The sequence below is a fragment of the Helicobacter sp. 23-1046 genome (assembly GCF_053654635.1).
Genome location: NZ_JBSIUS010000001.1, coordinates 939,649 through 957,312, shown reverse-complemented (window position 1 = coordinate 957,312; position 17,664 = coordinate 939,649). Strand labels below are relative to the sequence as shown.

The 17,664-nt window shown below is 39.9% G+C and carries 15 protein-coding genes; 11 read left to right on the top strand and 4 right to left on the bottom strand.

Annotation, left to right across the window (positions count from 1 at the left end):
• Positions 1 to 19 precede the first annotated feature (19 nt).
• The gene (gene dcuC / locus ACWIUJ_RS04645; protein WP_454151310.1) at positions 20 to 1,405 is read right to left on the bottom strand and encodes a C4-dicarboxylate transporter DcuC; all 1,386 of its coding nucleotides are present in this window, start codon (positions 1,403 to 1,405) and stop codon (positions 20 to 22) included.
• A gap of 169 nt (positions 1,406 to 1,574) precedes the next feature.
• Positions 1,575 to 2,594, bottom strand: coding sequence for an alpha/beta fold hydrolase (locus tag ACWIUJ_RS04640; RefSeq protein ID WP_454151312.1), 1,020 nt, complete (start codon positions 2,592 to 2,594; stop codon positions 1,575 to 1,577).
• Between the two features lie 133 nt (positions 2,595 to 2,727).
• Here ACWIUJ_RS04640 and exbB point away from each other — a divergent pair, with 133 nt between their 5' ends.
• The 10 genes from exbB to mnmE all read left to right on the top strand — a co-directional run bounded on the left by exbB (position 2,728) and on the right by mnmE (position 11,477).
• On the top strand, positions 2,728 to 3,195 hold the full coding sequence (gene exbB, locus ACWIUJ_RS04635) for a TonB-system energizer ExbB (RefSeq protein WP_454151314.1): 468 nt from the start codon (positions 2,728 to 2,730) through the stop codon (positions 3,193 to 3,195).
• Positions 3,192 to 3,581: an ExbD/TolR family protein gene (locus ACWIUJ_RS04630; protein ID WP_454151316.1), complete on the top strand. Its 390-nt coding sequence runs from the start codon at positions 3,192 to 3,194 to the stop codon at positions 3,579 to 3,581. The genes exbB and ACWIUJ_RS04630 overlap by 4 nt, the downstream gene beginning before the upstream one ends.
• A 39-nt stretch (positions 3,582 to 3,620) precedes the next feature.
• The gene (locus tag ACWIUJ_RS04625) at positions 3,621 to 5,393 is read left to right on the top strand and encodes a hypothetical protein (protein ID WP_454169273.1); all 1,773 of its coding nucleotides are present in this window, start codon (positions 3,621 to 3,623) and stop codon (positions 5,391 to 5,393) included.
• A gap of 32 nt (positions 5,394 to 5,425) precedes the next feature.
• Positions 5,426 to 6,154, top strand: a complete 729-nt coding sequence (locus ACWIUJ_RS04620; protein WP_454151320.1) for an OmpA/MotB family protein — start codon at positions 5,426 to 5,428, stop codon at positions 6,152 to 6,154.
• Positions 6,155 to 6,217: 63 nt separating this feature from the next.
• Complete coding sequence (gene rpmH, locus ACWIUJ_RS04615; protein WP_034570110.1) at positions 6,218 to 6,355, top strand: 50S ribosomal protein L34; 138 nt, start codon at positions 6,218 to 6,220, stop codon at positions 6,353 to 6,355.
• The gene (gene rnpA, locus ACWIUJ_RS04610) at positions 6,345 to 6,794 is read left to right on the top strand and encodes a ribonuclease P protein component (RefSeq protein ID WP_454169272.1); all 450 of its coding nucleotides are present in this window, start codon (positions 6,345 to 6,347) and stop codon (positions 6,792 to 6,794) included. Before rpmH ends, rnpA begins: the two co-directional genes overlap by 11 nt.
• A 37-nt stretch (positions 6,795 to 6,831) precedes the next feature.
• Positions 6,832 to 7,257: a membrane protein insertion efficiency factor YidD gene (gene yidD, locus ACWIUJ_RS04605; RefSeq protein ID WP_454169270.1), complete on the top strand. Its 426-nt coding sequence runs from the start codon at positions 6,832 to 6,834 to the stop codon at positions 7,255 to 7,257.
• Between the two features lie 10 nt (positions 7,258 to 7,267).
• Positions 7,268 to 9,076 carry a membrane protein insertase YidC gene (gene yidC, locus ACWIUJ_RS04600; RefSeq protein WP_454169268.1) on the top strand — a complete coding sequence of 603 codons (1,809 nt, stop codon included), beginning with the start codon at positions 7,268 to 7,270 and terminating at the stop codon, positions 9,074 to 9,076.
• Positions 9,073 to 10,083, top strand: a complete 1,011-nt coding sequence (locus tag ACWIUJ_RS04595) for a Jag N-terminal domain-containing protein (protein ID WP_454169266.1) — start codon at positions 9,073 to 9,075, stop codon at positions 10,081 to 10,083. The genes yidC and ACWIUJ_RS04595 overlap by 4 nt, the downstream gene beginning before the upstream one ends.
• Positions 10,083 to 11,477 carry a tRNA uridine-5-carboxymethylaminomethyl(34) synthesis GTPase MnmE gene (mnmE, locus tag ACWIUJ_RS04590; RefSeq protein WP_454169265.1) on the top strand — a complete coding sequence of 465 codons (1,395 nt, stop codon included), beginning with the start codon at positions 10,083 to 10,085 and terminating at the stop codon, positions 11,475 to 11,477. Before ACWIUJ_RS04595 ends, mnmE begins: the two co-directional genes overlap by 1 nt.
• On the opposite strand, the gene ACWIUJ_RS04585 is transcribed toward mnmE, so the two are convergent.
• Positions 11,478 to 13,490, bottom strand: a complete 2,013-nt coding sequence (locus tag ACWIUJ_RS04585) for a TonB-dependent receptor domain-containing protein (RefSeq protein WP_454169725.1) — start codon at positions 13,488 to 13,490, stop codon at positions 11,478 to 11,480.
• A 414-nt stretch (positions 13,491 to 13,904) separates the two neighbouring features.
• Between ACWIUJ_RS04585 and ACWIUJ_RS04580 the strand changes: the two genes are divergently transcribed.
• Positions 13,905 to 15,173 (top strand): DUF3298 domain-containing protein, encoded by a 1,269-nt coding sequence (locus ACWIUJ_RS04580; RefSeq protein ID WP_454169263.1) that lies wholly within the window; start codon positions 13,905 to 13,907, stop codon positions 15,171 to 15,173.
• On the opposite strand, the gene pbpC is transcribed toward ACWIUJ_RS04580, so the two are convergent.
• The gene (gene pbpC, locus ACWIUJ_RS04575) at positions 15,170 to 17,644 is read right to left on the bottom strand and encodes a penicillin-binding protein 1C (protein ID WP_454169262.1); all 2,475 of its coding nucleotides are present in this window, start codon (positions 17,642 to 17,644) and stop codon (positions 15,170 to 15,172) included. The two genes, ACWIUJ_RS04580 and pbpC, sit on opposite strands and share 4 nt — an antisense overlap.
• Positions 17,645 to 17,664: the final 20 nt, after the last annotated feature.

Here is a 17,664-nt window from a genome sequence, read left to right as displayed (position 1 = left end):
TTTACACAAAACAATGTCATTATAGCGTGAAACTATACGCCACAAGGATATTTACCACCATTCCCACGAGTAAAAGTGGCGTAGAGCGTTTGACAAGTGCTATTGGATTTATTTTGGTGTATCCTGCAAGCACTAAGATTCCGCCTGAGATTGGCGAGGCTGCGCGTCCTAAGCACGAGGCGATTTCTATGGGTAGCACTAAGACCATCGGGTGAATCCCGAGCTTTGTGGCAATATCTGGAGCGAGCTTGCCAAAGGCATTAAATGCCGCGATTCCGCTCCCCATAATTACGGTGGCAAAATACACGATAAAACTTAATAGCGTTATGGTTAAGATAATAGCCGATGCGCCCATATTTGAGATGGCATTAGCGATGATTCCTATGCCTCCAAGTGCCTTAATGCCCTCTGCGAAAATCCCCGCTGCGATGATAATCGCTACAACGGTAATAAAAATATCTGCCATTGCGCGTAGGATTACAAGCATATCTTCGCCTAACTTTTTACCATCACGGTGGCGTGCAAATTCTATGATAAACACAAGTGCGATACTAATGAAATTTGCCGTGATAACATCAAGCTTCACGCCCATAAAATACGCGCTAAATAAAAACACGATAGGCAACCACGGGAGCAAGATATAAAATGTCGGACATTGAGGATTGATTATTTTAGGGATTTCTACCTCTTCGTTGTTTATGCCCTTTGCTTTATCGCGCTTGTCCATATATGCGTAATAAAATGGGATTAACAGCGCGATAACCACCACATAAGCGATAACGACATAAATTTGATAGTCTAAAAATAGCCCCACAACATTATCCTTTTCGCCTACCATATCCGCCATATTTATGGAGTTGCCATCTTTTGGTCCATAATCAAGAGCGATTAAAGAGAGCACCGATGCAGCGGTAATGGGGCGGATTCCAAGTGCGATGAGCACGGGATAAATACACGCAAGCAAAAGTATAAGCAATCCTGCATAAGAGGATATGACGATTTTAAGTGCCATACCCACAATGAAAGTCCCGCTTAATACAAGGTATTTGTTGCGAATCTTACCCAAAGGCTTATTAGCAAGGTAGGCGAGTTTGGCAGAGGCGTTGATATGTTTCATATACGCAGCAAATCCAGCCACTGACATTATGATAAGCCCTACACCTGCGAGATTTTTCTTAAAACTTGCCGTGATAAAGGCAAAGGAATCAAGCAAATTTGTAAGAAAAGTGATTTCTTCAGGTTCGCGATTTGTGTTTGGAATCGCTGTGCCCGTGAGGTAAAATGCAGCAATGAGAATCACAACGCCAGAGACAAAAAATATAAAAATAGGATTGTAGTTTTTTAGCACGAAATACGCCACAATGCCCACAGCGAGAATCGTGCAAAGTATCATTGCAAAGTCCATTGAGATTCCTTAGTTTTTGTAAAGATTATAGCTTAATATCCATATTCTTAAAATCTGTAATACCCACAAATATTACAAAAATGTGAAATTATGTAACATTGAGTAAAAATGGCTTACAGCAATCTCAGCTCCTTTGTGTGGGGTTAAGTTGTCCTTAGTCATTTAAACATTATTGTGTTTGTGTCTTGCTAAGCCACGCGAGGAGCTCATTAAGCACTTCTTGTTTGTTAATCTCTTGGAAAATCTCGTGTCTTGCTCCTTTATAGAGGTTCATTGTTACACTAAAGCCAGCATTTGTGAAATTATGCGCGATTTTTTTCACACCTTTGCCAAAGTCCCCACAGCTATCGCAATCCCCACTGATGATATAAATAGGGAAATTTGTTTTTGTTGCGTTTGTAGAATCTAGTGGCGTTGGCGTTGGGTCTTGCACCCATTGCGTGCCTTCAAACAAATCAATAAAACTACAGAGTGAAAATACAAATTGACATAACGGGTCGCGTTTATACGCATTCACACCTTCTTGACTGCGATTAAGCCACGCGAAATCACCATAGCTTAGATTCTCACCATTTGGTTTCACAAAAGGCTTATTAAATCCACCAAAACTAAGCGCGTTAATGAGTTTATTGCCTTGCGTCAAACCAAGAGTTTTGAGAATCTTTGTGAGTGTAATGCCAAATGGCAAAAGTGGATTATACGCAGGAGAGCCAGAGAGGACAAGTCCATCAAGCTCATAACCAAAAATCTTGGCATAACCACGCGAAAGCAATGAACCCATACTATGCCCAAGTAAGATAAATTTTTTATCGTTAAATTGATTTTTTATAATCTTACTAAGCTCGTGCATATCAATAATAGCGTGATAAAATCCGCTGTTTGAGGGGAGATTTTTAGGTGCGTTTGGAAATTTAATCTGTTTGAGTGAGCGCATTTGCCCTAATGGGTGAGAATCATCAATGCTTTTACCGTGCCCTCTGTGGTCGCTAATGGCTACGATATAGCCATTTTGTGCGAGATTCTCGCAAAGCCACTCATAGCGTGCCTTATGCTCTACCATTCCGTGCGCGATTTGGATAAGTGCTTTGGCGTTTTGTATGTCTTTTGGCATATAAATATCATATTTAATGCGTAAAAAATCCACAACTGAAGTAAATTCCAAGTCTTTTTGTATAAAAATCGCTGACATTTGCGCCTCCTTTTTGTTTCTTGTATTTTGCCCTAAAGGGTATAAAATGTGTCAAATAAGGCAAAAATTCGTATAAAAACGCTACAATTTGACACTTGATTTTAGGATTTTATTTTATTATTTAGGCGTTGTGATGAGGGAAGTTGTTGATTATGGAGTTTTAGGTTTTTTGTTGTTTTTGAGCATTGTGGTGGTTGCCATTGGCATTGAGCGGGCGTGGTTTTATGCTACTGTGCGTGTAGATGATTATAATGACAAGCGACTTTTGGAGTTGGACTTACATAAGCGATTAACTCTTGTTGCGACTATTGGCTCGAATGCTCCGTATATTGGACTTTTAGGCACGGTGTTTGGCATTATGGTAACTTTCGTAGAAATTGGCAATAACACACTTTTAGATACGCAGGGCATTATGTCTGGGCTTTCTTTAGCACTTAAAGCCACTGCTGCTGGGCTTGTTGTGGCGATTCCTAGCATTGTATTTTACAACCTGCTTGTGAGGAAAGCTGAAGTAGTGCTTACCAAATGGGATATTTATCATAATCCATCAAATATCGCTCCCAAACCTTCATCACGCCTTGATAAAGAGAGTGATAAATGAAAAAGATAGATTCTCTTAACCTTATTCCTTTCATTGATATTATGTTAGTATTGCTTGTGATTGTGCTTACAAGTGCTTCTTTCATACACCAAAGTAAAATCGAAGTGGAGATTCCCACTTTGCAAGAGCAAAAAGAGGGAAGCATACAAACCGAAAGCAATGAAAAGATTGTCGTCATTGACAAAGAGGGAATTTATTATTTTGATGATGTGGCACTTGAATTAAACGCATTAAAAGAGGAGTTAGGCAAACTTGATTTGCAAACTCAAATTATCATTCAAGGCGATAAGCAAAGCGGATTGGAGCATTTTTTAGACCTTAGCACGACTTTGCAGGCGTTGGGATTCCATAATGTCTTTGTGATTACGCAGAAAAATCAAAAATAAGGAGAATGGGCTTAACCCCCATATTTTAAGGAGGAAATAATGGTTATTTTAGCGATAAATGTGTTATTTACAGGATTTATGATTGCACTTTTTGTGTGGGATTATCGCACTTATGGCACGCAAAGCCACAAAGACTTAAAGTCAATTATAATGAGTAGCGGGGTTTTGGGGACTTTTGTTGGGATTTTTATCGGTTTGCTTGATTTTGATGCTTTTGCACTGCAAACCTCTATCCCCACGCTTTTAGATGGATTAAAAACAGCCTTTTATACTTCGATTTTAGGAATGGGACTTGCCATTTTGCTTTCAATTTTGCAAAAAAGCAAAAATATCAAAAGCACTGAGGAAAGCGATATAGATTTTTTATTTCAAAAATTAGAGTTTTTAAACCATTTAAACCATTTGCACCACTTAACAAAATTAGAGAGGATTCCAACGCGAGATGATATTATAGAATTATCACACAAAAATTATGCGATGATAGAATCGTGCTTTAGTGAAGTAAATACTTCTTTAAAGCTCGCTGTGAGTGAGCTAGCAAAGGGCGCATCGCGTGAGCTTATCATTGCATTAGAATCTGTGATTAAAGATTTTAATACAAACTTACAAACACAATTTGGCGAGAATTTTAAAGAGTTAAATACCGCGGTTGGCAAACTTCTATCGTGGCAGGAGGAATATAGGCATTTCGTGCAAGAAACACAAGTGCTTTTGCGTAATGTTGAGAGCACACTTAATAGCACACAAAGCGCAATGCAAACTTCACAGCAAACATTTGAGCAAATCCTCTCGCAAAATGAGCGCGTGAGTGCCTTTTATGAAGAGAATCTTAAAATCATACAATCTTGTGAGATACAAAACAACAAACTTCAAACCCACTTAGCCCATATCGCAAACTTAGAGCCAAGCTCAAAGCAGGCATTACAAAGATTAGAAACTCTTTTTGATACGATGAAAGAAAACGCCAAAAATGCGCAATCCCATATCGCAGACCTTAATGAAAACATCAAACAATATGCCCTGCAAAGTGCTAAAGATATGCAGCAAAACTTTGATAATGCGACACAATCACTCATCGCACAAAGCGCGCAAAAACTAGAATCTATGAGTAATGATACGATGAAAACACTCCAAAGGGACTTTATACTCTTGCGACAATCTAGTGATGAAAATTTACAAGAAATCCGCAATGTAAGCATAAGAAGCCTAGATTCCATGCTTGAGGGACTAAAACAAACACTTGAAGAATCTAAAGGGCTACAAAAGCATAATGTGGAAGTGCTCCATACTTTAAGCGAGCAGGCGAGTAAGAATCACAGCGAGATTTTACAAACCTTTAGCTCGCAACTCAAAACAATGAATGAAGAAACGCTAGACGCGCTCAATGCAAGCGCAAACAATGCGCGCGAGGGCGTTATGAGTCAATATGAGCTCTCTAATAAATACATTAAAACCATTGCTTTGCAATACTCTAAACTCCTCCAAAAGCTAAGCGAAGACTCTATAACAACGCCAAAGCAAGTTAGCGAACAGATTCTAAGTGAATTTAATGAGTTTCAGCACGCAATGATTGAAAACATTAAACAAATGCGAGATTACCTTGTGCAAAATAATAGCGAACTACATAATTTTTATAAAGTGCTTGGGGAAGAGATTTTAGAGGATAGCAAACAAAACTCTGCTCTAAGCCAAGAACTTAAAGCATCGTTACGGAATCTTGATGAAGCAATGAGCGCGAGTGTGAATAATTTTTGGAAAAATTATGAATGGTTTTTGCAACGCATAACAGAACTCATCGGCGCACGAAAATAGCACATAAAAGTATGGAATCTAAGGACTAAACAATGAATAATAAATCCTCGCACAATCATTGGATAAGTATCTCAGATATGATGGCTGGGATTATGATGATTTTTTTGCTGGTGATGATTGCCTTTATGATACTTTCTCAACAAGCCCAAGATGAGCTAAGCGCACAAAATAAGCGATTAAGTGAAATCAATGAAAAAATCACAGCCATAGCGCAAAATTACTCAAATTTGCAAGCAGAGCTTTTTTTAGATTTACAAAAAGAGTTTTCTAAGGATTTGGCGCGTTGGGACGCGCAAATTGATGTGGATAATACCATTAGATTCCGCGAGCCTGAAGTGCTCTTTGACGCTGGGGATAAGCAAGTCAAACAGCGGTTTAAAGATATTTTAGATGACTTTTTCCCGCGTTATATAAAGATTCTCACTCTTCCAAAGTATCAAGTCAATATCGAGGAAATTCGTATAGAGGGGCATACTTCAACAGATTGGATAAGTGCAATTAGCATCGAAGAGCGATATTTAGGGAATGCTGAACTCTCTCAAGCAAGGGCATTTGAAGTGCTCAAATATTGTTTTAATCAACGCTCTATCAACGCACACAAAAAATGGCTTATTGCAGTGTTGCGTGCCAATGGACTTAGTTTTGCAAAGCCCCTAGATAATGATAAAAAATCGCGTAGGGTAGAATTTCGTGTGATTACGAAGTCAAATGAGAATCTGCTTGAAATTTTAGATTTAAGCAAGGAATTTGCAGAAAAATAGCGTTTTTTAAGGAAATTTATGGCACAATCGCAAGTTTATTTCACTTTATATAAAGGCAAGTAAATGAAACGAACCTATCAACCACACAACACACCAAGAAAACGAACTCACGGATTTCGTGCAAGAATGAAAACAAAAAATGGGCGCAGAGTGATTAACGCTCGCCGTGCAAAAGGGAGAAAGCGACTAAGTGTGGCTTAATGAGACAAAAGCCAATCAATCTCTTAAACTTAGCTCGTTAAAGCGCACCTGCGAATTTGATGTCGTGTTTAAAAATGGCAGACGCTTTAGCACGGATTTTTTTACTGCATTTATTATCGATTTTGCCAACCCACACACACTAAAAGCGCGAAACTCACAAGACAACTATCGTGGCGCAAATCTTAAAGATTCTCCTATTTTTCAATCTATTCTTGCGCGTGGAGCGCAAGTGTATTTGGGGTTAAGTGTTTCGCGCAAGGTTGGAAATTCCCCAACACGCAATCTTTACAAACGCCGATTGCGTGCATTGTGCGCAAGCAAAGAATTCAATGGGCAGATGATAGTTTTTGTGCCTAAACCCTCATTTGGTGAGCTTGACTTTCAATCATTGCGCACATTAAGTTTAAAAGCTATTCGATACAATGCCAACAATCTTTAATCTCCCAAAACTCGCCAGCAAAATAAAGGCAATATTTGTGCGTTACATTCTTGCATTGCAGGTTGTATGCTCTTGCGTTTTTTCTCTGTTTAATGTGATTTTAAGTAGGACATTGAAGTTTTTTGTCATCATTTATCAAAAAAGCCTCTCTCTAGTCATTGGGCGGAGCTGTAGATTCTATCCTAGTTGTTCAAATTACGCTCTTTGGTTATTTGATTTTAATAAGCCATTTCAGGCGATGCTAAAAATCACACACAGAATCCTTATGTGTAGTCCTTTAAGCAGTGGCGGTATAGATTATCCAACTTTAGAAATGAGTATTTGCCCAATTTTTTTCACAACAAATCCACAGCAAAAACGCATAAAATATTGGCTACTCCCTTACAAAAATTCTCTATTTTTAGCTACAATTTCATATCCCAAACGAGTTAAGGGCACATTTGTTGTAATTAAATCATTTTAAAGGTTACATTATGTATTATCCAAATCCCAATCAAAACAATGACGATGGCGGTGGTCTTGGGCGTATAATGTTGGTTATTGCCTTAAGCATTGGCTTTTTTGCTGTATATATGACGATTTTTCCACCAGAGCAAAAGCATAGCCAACATAATACACCAAATCAAGACGCCACTTCTATAAATACCCTAGAGCAAGCTACAAATAATGCAAATAACATAGGCAATGCGCCTATTGCGCAATCTAATCCTGCTATGCCTAAAGATAATGCGCAAAATTTCGCACTGCAAGCACAAAGCAATATCCCGCTTAAAGATTCTCTTATTTCTGTGATAGAATCTAAAGATTTTGAGATTGAAATTGACGCGCTTGGACGCATTAGAGAAGTGTATTTAAAGGACGAAAAATTCACACGCGATGAGCAAGAAAGCCTCTTTAGTATCATCGGTTCGCTGTTTGGTGGTTCTTCTACCAAACCTCATATTGATAAACTTGCTCTTTTTGGGGAATCTGAGCTAAGAGCCCTTGAGGTGCGATTTAGCGATAATGCGATAAATCAAAAGGCGTTTAGCACGCCATATATCGCTTCTGCTCCGCGTCTAGAGATAGAATCTAGTCGAGATTCCGCGCAAAAGTCATCACAAATTCTTACCCTTACGCAAAATCTCGGCGAAGTAAGCATTACTAAAGAGCTGAAGTTTTATGAAGATTTGACTTATGAAGTGCATATTGGTGTGAGTAATCCAAATATTGAGTATTTTATCAGCAATGGTATGCGTCCAAAGGGTGATAAGGACAATTATGTCTTTCGCGGAGTGCTTTTGAAAAAAGATGATGGTTCTATTAAAAAAATCGAAGATGGCGATGCGCAAAACGAAGACTTCCCTAAATCACGCTTCATCGCCAGCGTGGATAGATATTATACAAGTTTATTTTATACTAAAGATTTAGCCAAAGGCCTAAATATCCGCATAGGAAGAGATTTGCAAGATAATCCAATGCCGTATATGAAGCTCTATGGGCAAGATAGCTTTTATGGATATATTGGACCAAAGGATTATAAAAATTTAGAACACATTTACAAAGAGCTTTCAGATGTCGTGGAATATGGGGTTTTTACTTTCTTTGCAGAGTGGATATTTTTACTCCTTGATTGGTTGTATGGCATTTGTGGGAATTGGGGGTGGGCAATCGTGCTTTTAACCCTCTTAGTGCGATTGGTGCTTTTCCCATTGAGTTATAAGGGAATCCTCTCAATGCAAAAGCTCAAAGATATTGCGCCAATGATGAAAGAGATTCAGACGCGTTACAAAGGCGACCCGCAAAAAATGCAAATGCAAATGATGGAGCTGTATAAAAAGCACGGCGCAAACCCGCTTGGTGGTTGTTTGCCCTTATTGTTACAAATTCCTGTATTTTTTGCTATTTATCGTGTGTTGTATAATGCCATTGAGTTGAAAAATTCGGAGTGGATTTTTTGGATTAGTGATTTAAGTGCGATTGACCCATATTTTGTGTTGCCTGTGCTTATGGGCGTTACGATGTATCTCTCGCAGATTCTCACTCCATCAAACTTCACTGACCCAATGCAAGAAAAAGTTTTTAAAATGTTGCCGTGGTTTTTTATGATATTTTTCATTGTTTTTCCATTTCCAGCTGGGCTGGTGCTTTATTGGACGATTAACAATATCTTTTCTATCATTCAGCAACTTGTCATTAACAAAGTCCTTGAGCGTAAAAAAGCCATAGCTCAAAAGATAAAAGAAACAAAAGAAATAAATGTAGAGGAGCAAACCAAGCACAAGGGGAGGAGAAGTAAATGAAAAAAATTACTGCCAAGACACTCCAAGACGCGCTTTTGCTTGCCTCTGAGGAGTTTAAATGCTCCGTAGTGGATTTAGAATATGAAGTCGCTCAGAATCCAAGTGCTGGGATTTTGGGTATTGGGCGCAAAGACGCGGTTATTATCGTGGATTACAAAAAGGGCTATGATGAGGCAAATAGTGAGCAAGAAGATACACCAAAGCAAGATAGTGGAGATTTCACATACGCTAAAAAAGCAAATGCACCACAACCCCAAAATACCAAGCAATCATCTCAAGCACCACAAAAAAGCACGCGTGCATACCCAAACATAAGCAACGCGCAAAAAAATATTTCCACAAAGGAGCGATATGAAAGCACTTATGAGGATTTTAATGATAGTCTTTGGGGTGATACGAGCTGGGGCGAGCCAGAAGGAAATTACACGAGTGCAAATCATTCAAAGCACAAAGCACAAAGCGCATTCCAAGCTACGCAAGATTCTAAAGATTACAATGTCTCAAGCTCTACTTCCGTTGCGAACACACCAAAGATTAAAGAGATTGATGAAAAGGCTATGGTAAGTGATGTTGAGTGCGAGCTAAAGGAGTTGTTTTCTTATTTGCCTTTTGAGATTGACCATATTAAGGTAGTTTTTATGAATGATGAACTTTGCATTACCATTGATGGGAGGGATTGCGCGCTTTTGATAGGCGAGAAAGGCTATCGTTACAAGGCTTTGAGCTATTTGTTATTTAATTGGATTAACCCAAAATATGGCGTTACCGTGCGTTTAGAAGTAGCAGAATTTTTGAAAAACCAAGAGCAAATGATTGATGTGTATTTAGAGGGGATTATTGAGCAGGTTAATGCGACCTCAAAAGCACAAACAAAGCCATTAGATGGTATTTTGGCTTATATCGCACTTGGCAAGTTGCGCGAGATTTTCCCACAGAAGTATGTGTCCTTTCGCCTCACTGATGAGGGCGAAAAATATATTATTATCAACGATTTTAAAAAGAGTTAATGCAAGATACAATCGTTGGAATCTCCACTCCTGTTGGCATTGGTGCGATTTGTATCGTGCGACTTAGCGGTAAAGACGCGCTAGATATTACACTAAAGATTGCCCGCCGAGATTCTCTCACTCCGCGTTATGCGACATTAAGTATGGTTTATGATGGAGAGGGTAGGGTGATTGATGAGGCAATATTGCTTTATTTTAAAGCCCCGCATAGCTTTAATGGAGAGGATATTTGTGAGATTCACTGCCACGGTGGAGTCGTATGTGCGAGAATGGTCGTCTCAAGCGCACTTAGTTTTGGTGCGCAAATCGCACGCAATGGCGAGTTTAGCAAACGCGCCTTTTTAAATGGCAAACTTGATTTATCCCAAGTTCAAGCCATAGCCTCTTTGATACATTCTAAAAGCGCGGTAGCAAATGAGAGCTTAATCCACCAAATGCGCGGAAGTTTAAGCACATTTATTGAGAGTGTGCGGGAGAATCTTATTGAGATTTTGGCTTATAGTGAGGTGCATATTGATTATAGTGATGATGTGGGGGAGGATTATATCACTATAAGTGAGAAGGTAGATTCTATCATTGCCACATTACAGCGTATTTATACACAATCAAAGCAAAGAGAGGGGCTTTTTACAGGGTTTAGGCTATGTATCGTAGGGAAGCCAAATGTGGGAAAAAGCTCGCTTTTAAATGCGTTGCTTGGGTTTGACCGTGCCATTGTTTCACCGATTGCTGGCACTACGCGCGATAGTGTGCAAGAAAGTCTCACTATCGCGGGCAATGTCATCACGCTTATCGACACTGCGGGCATTCGTCAAAGCCCTGAGACAATAGAACAAATAGGAATCCAAAAAAGCCTCCAAGCCATAGAGCAAAGCAACCTTATCCTTGTGCTTTTTGATAGCTCAAAGCCACTAGATTCTGAGGATTACGCGCTTTTAGAAGTGCTTAGACAAAGAGAGCAAGATATGCTTTTTGTGCGCAATAAAAGTGATTTGCCCTGTGGCTTTAGTCAAAAAGACAATGAGTTTTTAGAGGAGTGTTTTATGCGTATTTCAAACAAAATCGCGCCACATATTCTCTCAATCTCAACCAAACACGATAATCTACAAGAGCAAAAGCTCCAAGCACAAAAGGTTGTCGATTGTTTGGCGCGGTTTTTAGAGACAAAACATAGTATCGATTTCCCACTACTTAGTGCGACTTATCAAGTCGATAAAGTGCATAACGCGCTTGATGAACTCCAAAGTGCAAAAGCAACTCTACAAGATGGAGCGTTAGAGCTTTTTTCGTTTCATATCAATGGGGCGATGAGTGCCCTTAGCGACATCACGCGCCCATTTGAGTATGGAGAGCTTTTAGATTCGTTATTTAGCAATTTTTGTCTTGGCAAGTAGTTAAAAATCCAAAACTATATTCACAAAATATCTCCTGCCCTCTTGGATTACAGGACCATAGTAGCTTACATTTGCGCTCGTTTGAGCTTGATTATTTTGGTAAGTGTAGCTCCTAAAATCCGCGAGGTTGGTATCTAGCAAGTTATAAATCCCTGCATTTACCCTCACATTATCCGTGATTTTTACCCCTGCTCCTAGATTTAGCACGGTGGAGGGTTTGTAGTAGATTCCACCGAGTAGTTCTTTTAGCGCGATAGCTTGCGCGCTATTGCCTAGCGTAGTGGTATTTACGATGCCCTCTCTAAAGTGCGCTTGCAAAAACACATTAAAGCGTGAGTATTGATAGGCGATTTTGCCAAAGAGATTGTTTCGCGCGGTGGTGCTTAGCGGATTGCCTTGATTGCTCCCTGAGGTAATTTCAGAATCTATAAAAGTATAGCTCATATCAAGGCTAAATCCATATAGAGGCTTTAGCCCAAAGCTCGCCTCTATGCCTTGGCTATACGCGCTATTGGCATTATACGCCATACTACAAGTAGTCGCTCCGCTCGTGCTACACGCTACATTGTTTGTGTTTGTTACGCTTTGAGATTCGATTTTGTCGCGGAAGTTTGAGCGAAAGAGCATTAAAGAAAAATCCACATACTTCATATCTAGCACCGTGCCTATTTCATAGCTTATTGAGCTCTCTGCCTTTAAGTTAGGATTGCCGATAAAGGGCAATGCGCCCTGCCTGCCATAGCCATAGACTGCGTCAATGGTTTGGTTTGCATAAGGGGCTTTATACCCTGTGGCGACACCGCCTTTTATCGCCCAGCCTTTGAGAATCTCATAGACGAGGTAGGCGCGTGGGCTTACATTATGCCCGAATTTATCGTTGTAGTTATAGCGCGCGCCAAGTGTGAGGGTAATCCCGCCCCATATATTCCACTCATCTTCAGCAAAGATTGCCAAAGTGTTGCGGTTATGACTTGCAGGCGTGGCGGCTAAATCGTGGTAGTTCTCAAAGCGATATTCCGCGCCGACATTGAGGAAATTTGAGCCTACGATGGTGTTTTCAAATAGCGGGGCTAGAAGTCGAGAATCCACAACTACATCATTGCTAGCGATTCCGCGATTTTTGGTGGCATTTGGGTTGGTGTTAGGGCCTACGACAAGTCGCCCTGTGTTTTCAGCGTGAGAAAACTGAATCGTGTTTTTCCACGAGCCATAGGAGTAGTCCCCTCTGTGTGCGAGGGCAGTGGAGAGTTTATTGACACCCACCCATTTTTCATAGCCACCTGTGTAGTTTGTCCCGCTTAGGTTCGCGCCTAGTGTGCCGATTTGCCCATCGCGGTTATCATAGGTGGATTTGGAGTAGTCAATATCCGCAAAATAGGTGTTTTGTTCGCTTGGTTTGTAAGTGAGACGCCCGCCGAAGTTATACATCACAAAGTGCGAGCCAAAGAAACTATTTACGACATTGCCTTTGTCATCGGTGGGTTTTTGGCTTCCGTGTCGCGTGAGCTGTCGAGCACGGAGATTTAAGCCCCATTTCTCTCCAAGTGGCCCGCTTAGATAAAGCGAGTTTTGGAAACTATTGCCAAACCGACTAGATTCTGGCACTATGGCTTCCGTTTGGAAGCTCCCGCCCCATTTATTGCTTATGGGTTTTGTGATGACATTTATCACGCCACCTAGCGCATCAGAGCCATAGAGCGTACTCATAGGACCGCGGATTACCTCTATGCGCTCTATGGCACTTGTGGGAGGCATAAAGGTATTATACACGCCTACGCCTAGATTGGCTGTGGCGACATCACCGCTTGGATTTTGTCGCAAGCCATCGAGCAAATAAAGCGTGTAGCCTGCTGGCATACCACGAATGCTAATGGCATTTGCGCCGAGTTTGTTGCTCGTGCCCTCCAAGCTAACACCGGGCACTTCTTTTAACGCCTCGCCCAAATCGCGGTAGGGCTTTTGTTCTAGTTCCTCTTTGGTGATGACTGTTACGCTTGCTGGGGAATCAACAATATTTTTTTCATTTCCACTTGCTATGGAGACGCTTTTATCTAAGCGGACTTTTTGTGTGGATTTTGACGAATTGGAATCTGCAGAATCTGTATTGTCTTGTGGGGAAGTATTTACGCTCTCATTATCTGCTAAAAAGATAATATGCCCCCCCCCCCCTTATTGCTCTCTATTTGATTTGCGATGGCAGTGGTATGAGCCATACAAAGTGCTAATGAAATATGAATAAAATGATTTTTTATCATTATTGCTCCTTTTGTGATAATTTTACTAACAATTCTTAAAATTGATAGTGGAGCGCGGATTATAATATTATTTTTTGTTTTTGACAAGAGAAAAGTGAATTTTTTGTGAATTTTTATGTTTTGGATTGAGATTTGATTAGAAGTTTTACTAATAAAGGTCAAAGGAGAGAGAGTGAAAGGATTATATCTTGGCGTGATTGTTGCGTTTGTGTTTTTGGCGTGCGGAGATTCTCAAAAGCAAGAGCAAGTGCCACACATACAACCCACAACAACCCTTTCGCCAGAGTTGAGTGCAAAACTTAATTTGCAAGAAAAAGAAAGTCGTGTGTTTGTAATGCAAGATATGCACGATAGAGGCAAAATCGCTATTTTAGAAATAGCGCAAATAAGCGCGTATGATAGTGATTTGGAACAAAGTGAATATAAAATCACTCTTTTTAGCCCACAGCATACTTCTGCTTTGCCCATAGGATTTACAATCCCTGTGGGAGAGAAAGATGGTGATTTGCTTTTTACCAAACTTAGCGATAAGAAAGTGAGGTTAGGGCTAGATTCTAATGGAATCATAGAGATTGAATACCTTGATAAAGGGCAACATAAATTTTTCTCTCAACATAATTTTTTTACAGAAGTGGATTTTATGCGTGCAGAGATACGCTATTTTATAGCAAGGCGCAAATGCTCAAGCACTAGAGAGTGCCTTAAATTTGTGCCAAGTTGTGATGAATTTGAGGAGTGCTATTCTAATAGGGCACTTGTTACACTACCATTTATCCCGCTTACACATAGTGAGAGTGCTAATTTTGTAATTAGAAATATAAACAAGCAAATGTATCAATTTTTAGAGCACTCTACCGCGCGACAAGATTTGTTTTACGCGCAAGATGTAAGTGCGCAGAGGCAAGAAATACGAGACTATCTGCACGAGCGATTAAGTGTGAGGAGAATGGCACAGCGGGTAATAGCATTTAAAATGCCACATAGCGATTTCTTAGGGGCAAGCAAGATAGGCTATATGGATTCTAATATTCTTGCGTTTGTTATGAATATGTATTTTTATGAGGGGAGCGAGCAGTATATTTATACTTACCCGATGATTTTTAGTCTAAAAAATGGCGAGCAATTACCAAGCGAGAGGATTGAGAATCTTTTTTATGCTGGCGTGCGGGATTGGGAGGAGGAAGTTTTTCGCTCTATGGAGTTTAAAGCCTTGCTTGAAAAATATCGTAACAAAGAATCTACCCAATGCTTGCCAAAAGATGAAGATGAGATTTTGCCTCCAGATAATTTTTTTATTAAGCACTCTGGCGTGGTATTTACCTACAATACAAAAGGGTTTGTCCCAAATGGGTGTGGGATTATCGAAGTGCTTGTGCCATTTAGCGAGTTACAACCATTTGTTGATTTAAGTTCGCCTTATGCGTATTTGTTTGGAATCTAGCGGACAATCTCAAAACTTACCCAATCTTCACTGCCATCTTCGCCGATGATATAGAGGCTGTGTTCCCCGCTCTCAAGCTCTATTTGTAGGCTTACACTTGGATTGGTGAAATCATTTATTTCTACTTCTGCAGAGTTGAGATAGGCGAAAAATTTTTGTTTTTTAAGATTGGCAAGGCGAATGATGAGGTTTTGCCGTCCATCAAAGTCAATGGGTTGGATAATTTTTAATCCATTACTTGGATAGAGGATTTTAAGAACTTTGTTTTTCTTGTAAGTGTGTAAAAGGTGGGAGTTAATATCAATGTTTTGAATGCTGTAATAATTAAGCACCGCTGTTGGCAACTCTAAACGCACTACTTGCTTAGCATTTTCAAAGCCCTCATCAAGCGAGTTTAACTCTTTTTTAGAATCTTTATCAACCCATAAGGCTTTAAGAAATGGCGAAGTGCGTAGAGGCAAGGCATTTTGCGGATATGGCGCGGTGATTTGGGTAATGCCAAGATTTGCAAATTCCTCGCTCAAACGATACCCCGTAGGGGAATCTAGAGTAATGGTTTTAATGTCTTGCTGAGCGAAGTGAAAATCTAACCCATCAAGTTCGCCTAAAAGCTCAAAGAGCAAACTTCCAGCGGTTTTTACGCCAAAAATTTTTGGGTTTGCTTCTCCTGTGAAGTTTCCAACCCATACCACAAGCGTGTATTTAGGAGAAGTCCCAGCCGCCCAAGCATCTTTTCTCCCATAGCTCGTTCCACTTTTCCACGAAAATATTTTTTTATCTTTATGGAGATTCTCTAATCCAGCGCGCTCTAATTTCTGCATTGCTCGTAGCGTGAGATACGCCGCTCCAGCAGATAAGAATCGTTTTTCTTGCACTTCATAGCAAGGTTGCTTGGTGAAATTTTGTGTGCTTTGGTGCTGATTGGAATCTTTTTGGCAGGGCTTTTGTGTGTCATAGCGTAAGTTTGCAAATACTCCATAATTGCCAAATCCCGCAAAAACTTTACCTATGTCTTCTACGCTTAACTCCTTTGTGCCAAGTATGAGAGAAAGCCCATAGCGCGCATAATTATTATCTTTGAAATGTAAAATATCTTTAAGTGTAAAAAAGAATTTTTCATAGCCATATTCTTGCAAAAGTTTGACAAAAGGCACATTAAGCGACCTTGCAAGCGCAGTTTGTGCGGTGATAAGTCCATAGTATTTTTTGTTTGCATTTTGTGGGGCAAACGCACCAAAAAAAAGTGGCACATCAATGAGTTTGGAATATGGAGAGATAAGCCCCTCATCAATGCTAAGTCCATAAAGCAGGGGCTTTAGTAGTGAGCCCGGAGAGCGTTTGGCGATAATGCCATCAATTTGTCCATAATTTGAAATATCTAAAAAATCTTGAGAGCCAATGTATGCGATGACTTCTCTGCTTTTGGTGTCGATTAAGAGCACACTTGCATTCGCAATGCCATCTTTTTGGAGAATCTGTGAATAGGATTTGACGCGCTGTTCAAAGCGTGCTTGAATGTTTTTATCAATGCTGCTTTTGATGAGTGGAGTGGAGTTTTTTTGTGCTTTTATAAGACGCAGGGCTAGGTGCGGGGCAAGGTTTTTATGTGTGATAAGTTTTTTAGGCAATGGCTCTTGGCTCGCTAGTTTTAGCACATCATCATCAAAGTGCCCCTTTTGGTGGAGACGAGTGAGTAGAGCATTACGCTTTTGGAGTAAAATATCTTTGTTTTTTTCTGGGTTGATTAAGCCCGGCGCATTTGGAAGCACGGCAAGTAATGTGGCTTGCGCCCAAGTGAGTTCATTTGGATTTTGTAAGCCAAAATACAGCAACAATGCTCCACTAAAACCAATAATATTGCGCCCATACGAGGCGTTGTTGAGATACATTGTGAGGATTTCATCTTTGCTATAGAGGCTTTCAAGTCGCAATGCGTAAATCATTTCATCAATTTTGTTCTTATAACTTCGTTCATTTGTTGCGTTTAAAAACTTGCTCACTTGCATTGTGATAGTGCTTGCTCCCGCGCGATTGCTTTGAGTGAGGTTATTTTTAATCGTGCGCGCAATCGCTAAAATATCAATGCCAAAATGTGAATAAAAGCGTTTGTCTTCATACTCTAACACAGCGGTTTTGAGCTTATCTGGCACGGGAATTGTGGCTTTTAAATGCCATTGTTCTTCTTTGTTTAAAAATACGCTTAAAAGCGCACCATTTCTATCAAGAAGCATTTTGCTGTATTGTGCTTCAAATGGGTCTTTTGTTTGATTGTGTTGTGCGTCTTTTAGTTGAGAATCTAGTGCGAAAAATGTCAAAAAGAAATACCACACGCCACTTATGCTAATAAACACAACAAATGCCTTGATAATGGTGTTTTTTGAGAGTTTTGAAGTGAGTAGGTAAGTGAATGTATGTGTCTTTATGCTTTTGAGGATTTTTATGATGTAAGGTGGCGGTGTAATATTTTTCATCAATAAACCTTATAAGGATA

What these genes read in the sequence shown, in the direction of transcription:
- dcuC (WP_454151310.1), bottom strand. Translation starts at nt 1,405, where the DNA reads ATGGACTTTGCAATGATACTTTGCACGATTCTCGCTGTGGGCATTGTG.
- ACWIUJ_RS04640 (WP_454151312.1), bottom strand. Translation starts at nt 2,594, where the DNA reads ATGTCAGCGATTTTTATACAAAAAGACTTGGAATTTACTTCAGTTGTG.
- exbB (WP_454151314.1), top strand. Translation starts at nt 2,728, where the DNA reads ATGAGGGAAGTTGTTGATTATGGAGTTTTAGGTTTTTTGTTGTTTTTG.
- ACWIUJ_RS04630 (WP_454151316.1), top strand. Translation starts at nt 3,192, where the DNA reads ATGAAAAAGATAGATTCTCTTAACCTTATTCCTTTCATTGATATTATG.
- ACWIUJ_RS04625 (WP_454169273.1), top strand. Translation starts at nt 3,621, where the DNA reads ATGGTTATTTTAGCGATAAATGTGTTATTTACAGGATTTATGATTGCA.
- ACWIUJ_RS04620 (WP_454151320.1), top strand. Translation starts at nt 5,426, where the DNA reads ATGAATAATAAATCCTCGCACAATCATTGGATAAGTATCTCAGATATG.
- rpmH (WP_034570110.1), top strand. Translation starts at nt 6,218, where the DNA reads ATGAAACGAACCTATCAACCACACAACACACCAAGAAAACGAACTCAC.
- yidC (WP_454169268.1), top strand. Translation starts at nt 7,268, where the DNA reads ATGTATTATCCAAATCCCAATCAAAACAATGACGATGGCGGTGGTCTT.
- ACWIUJ_RS04595 (WP_454169266.1), top strand. Translation starts at nt 9,073, where the DNA reads ATGAAAAAAATTACTGCCAAGACACTCCAAGACGCGCTTTTGCTTGCC.
- mnmE (WP_454169265.1), top strand. Translation starts at nt 10,083, where the DNA reads ATGCAAGATACAATCGTTGGAATCTCCACTCCTGTTGGCATTGGTGCG.
- pbpC (WP_454169262.1), bottom strand. Translation starts at nt 17,644, where the DNA reads ATGAAAAATATTACACCGCCACCTTACATCATAAAAATCCTCAAAAGC.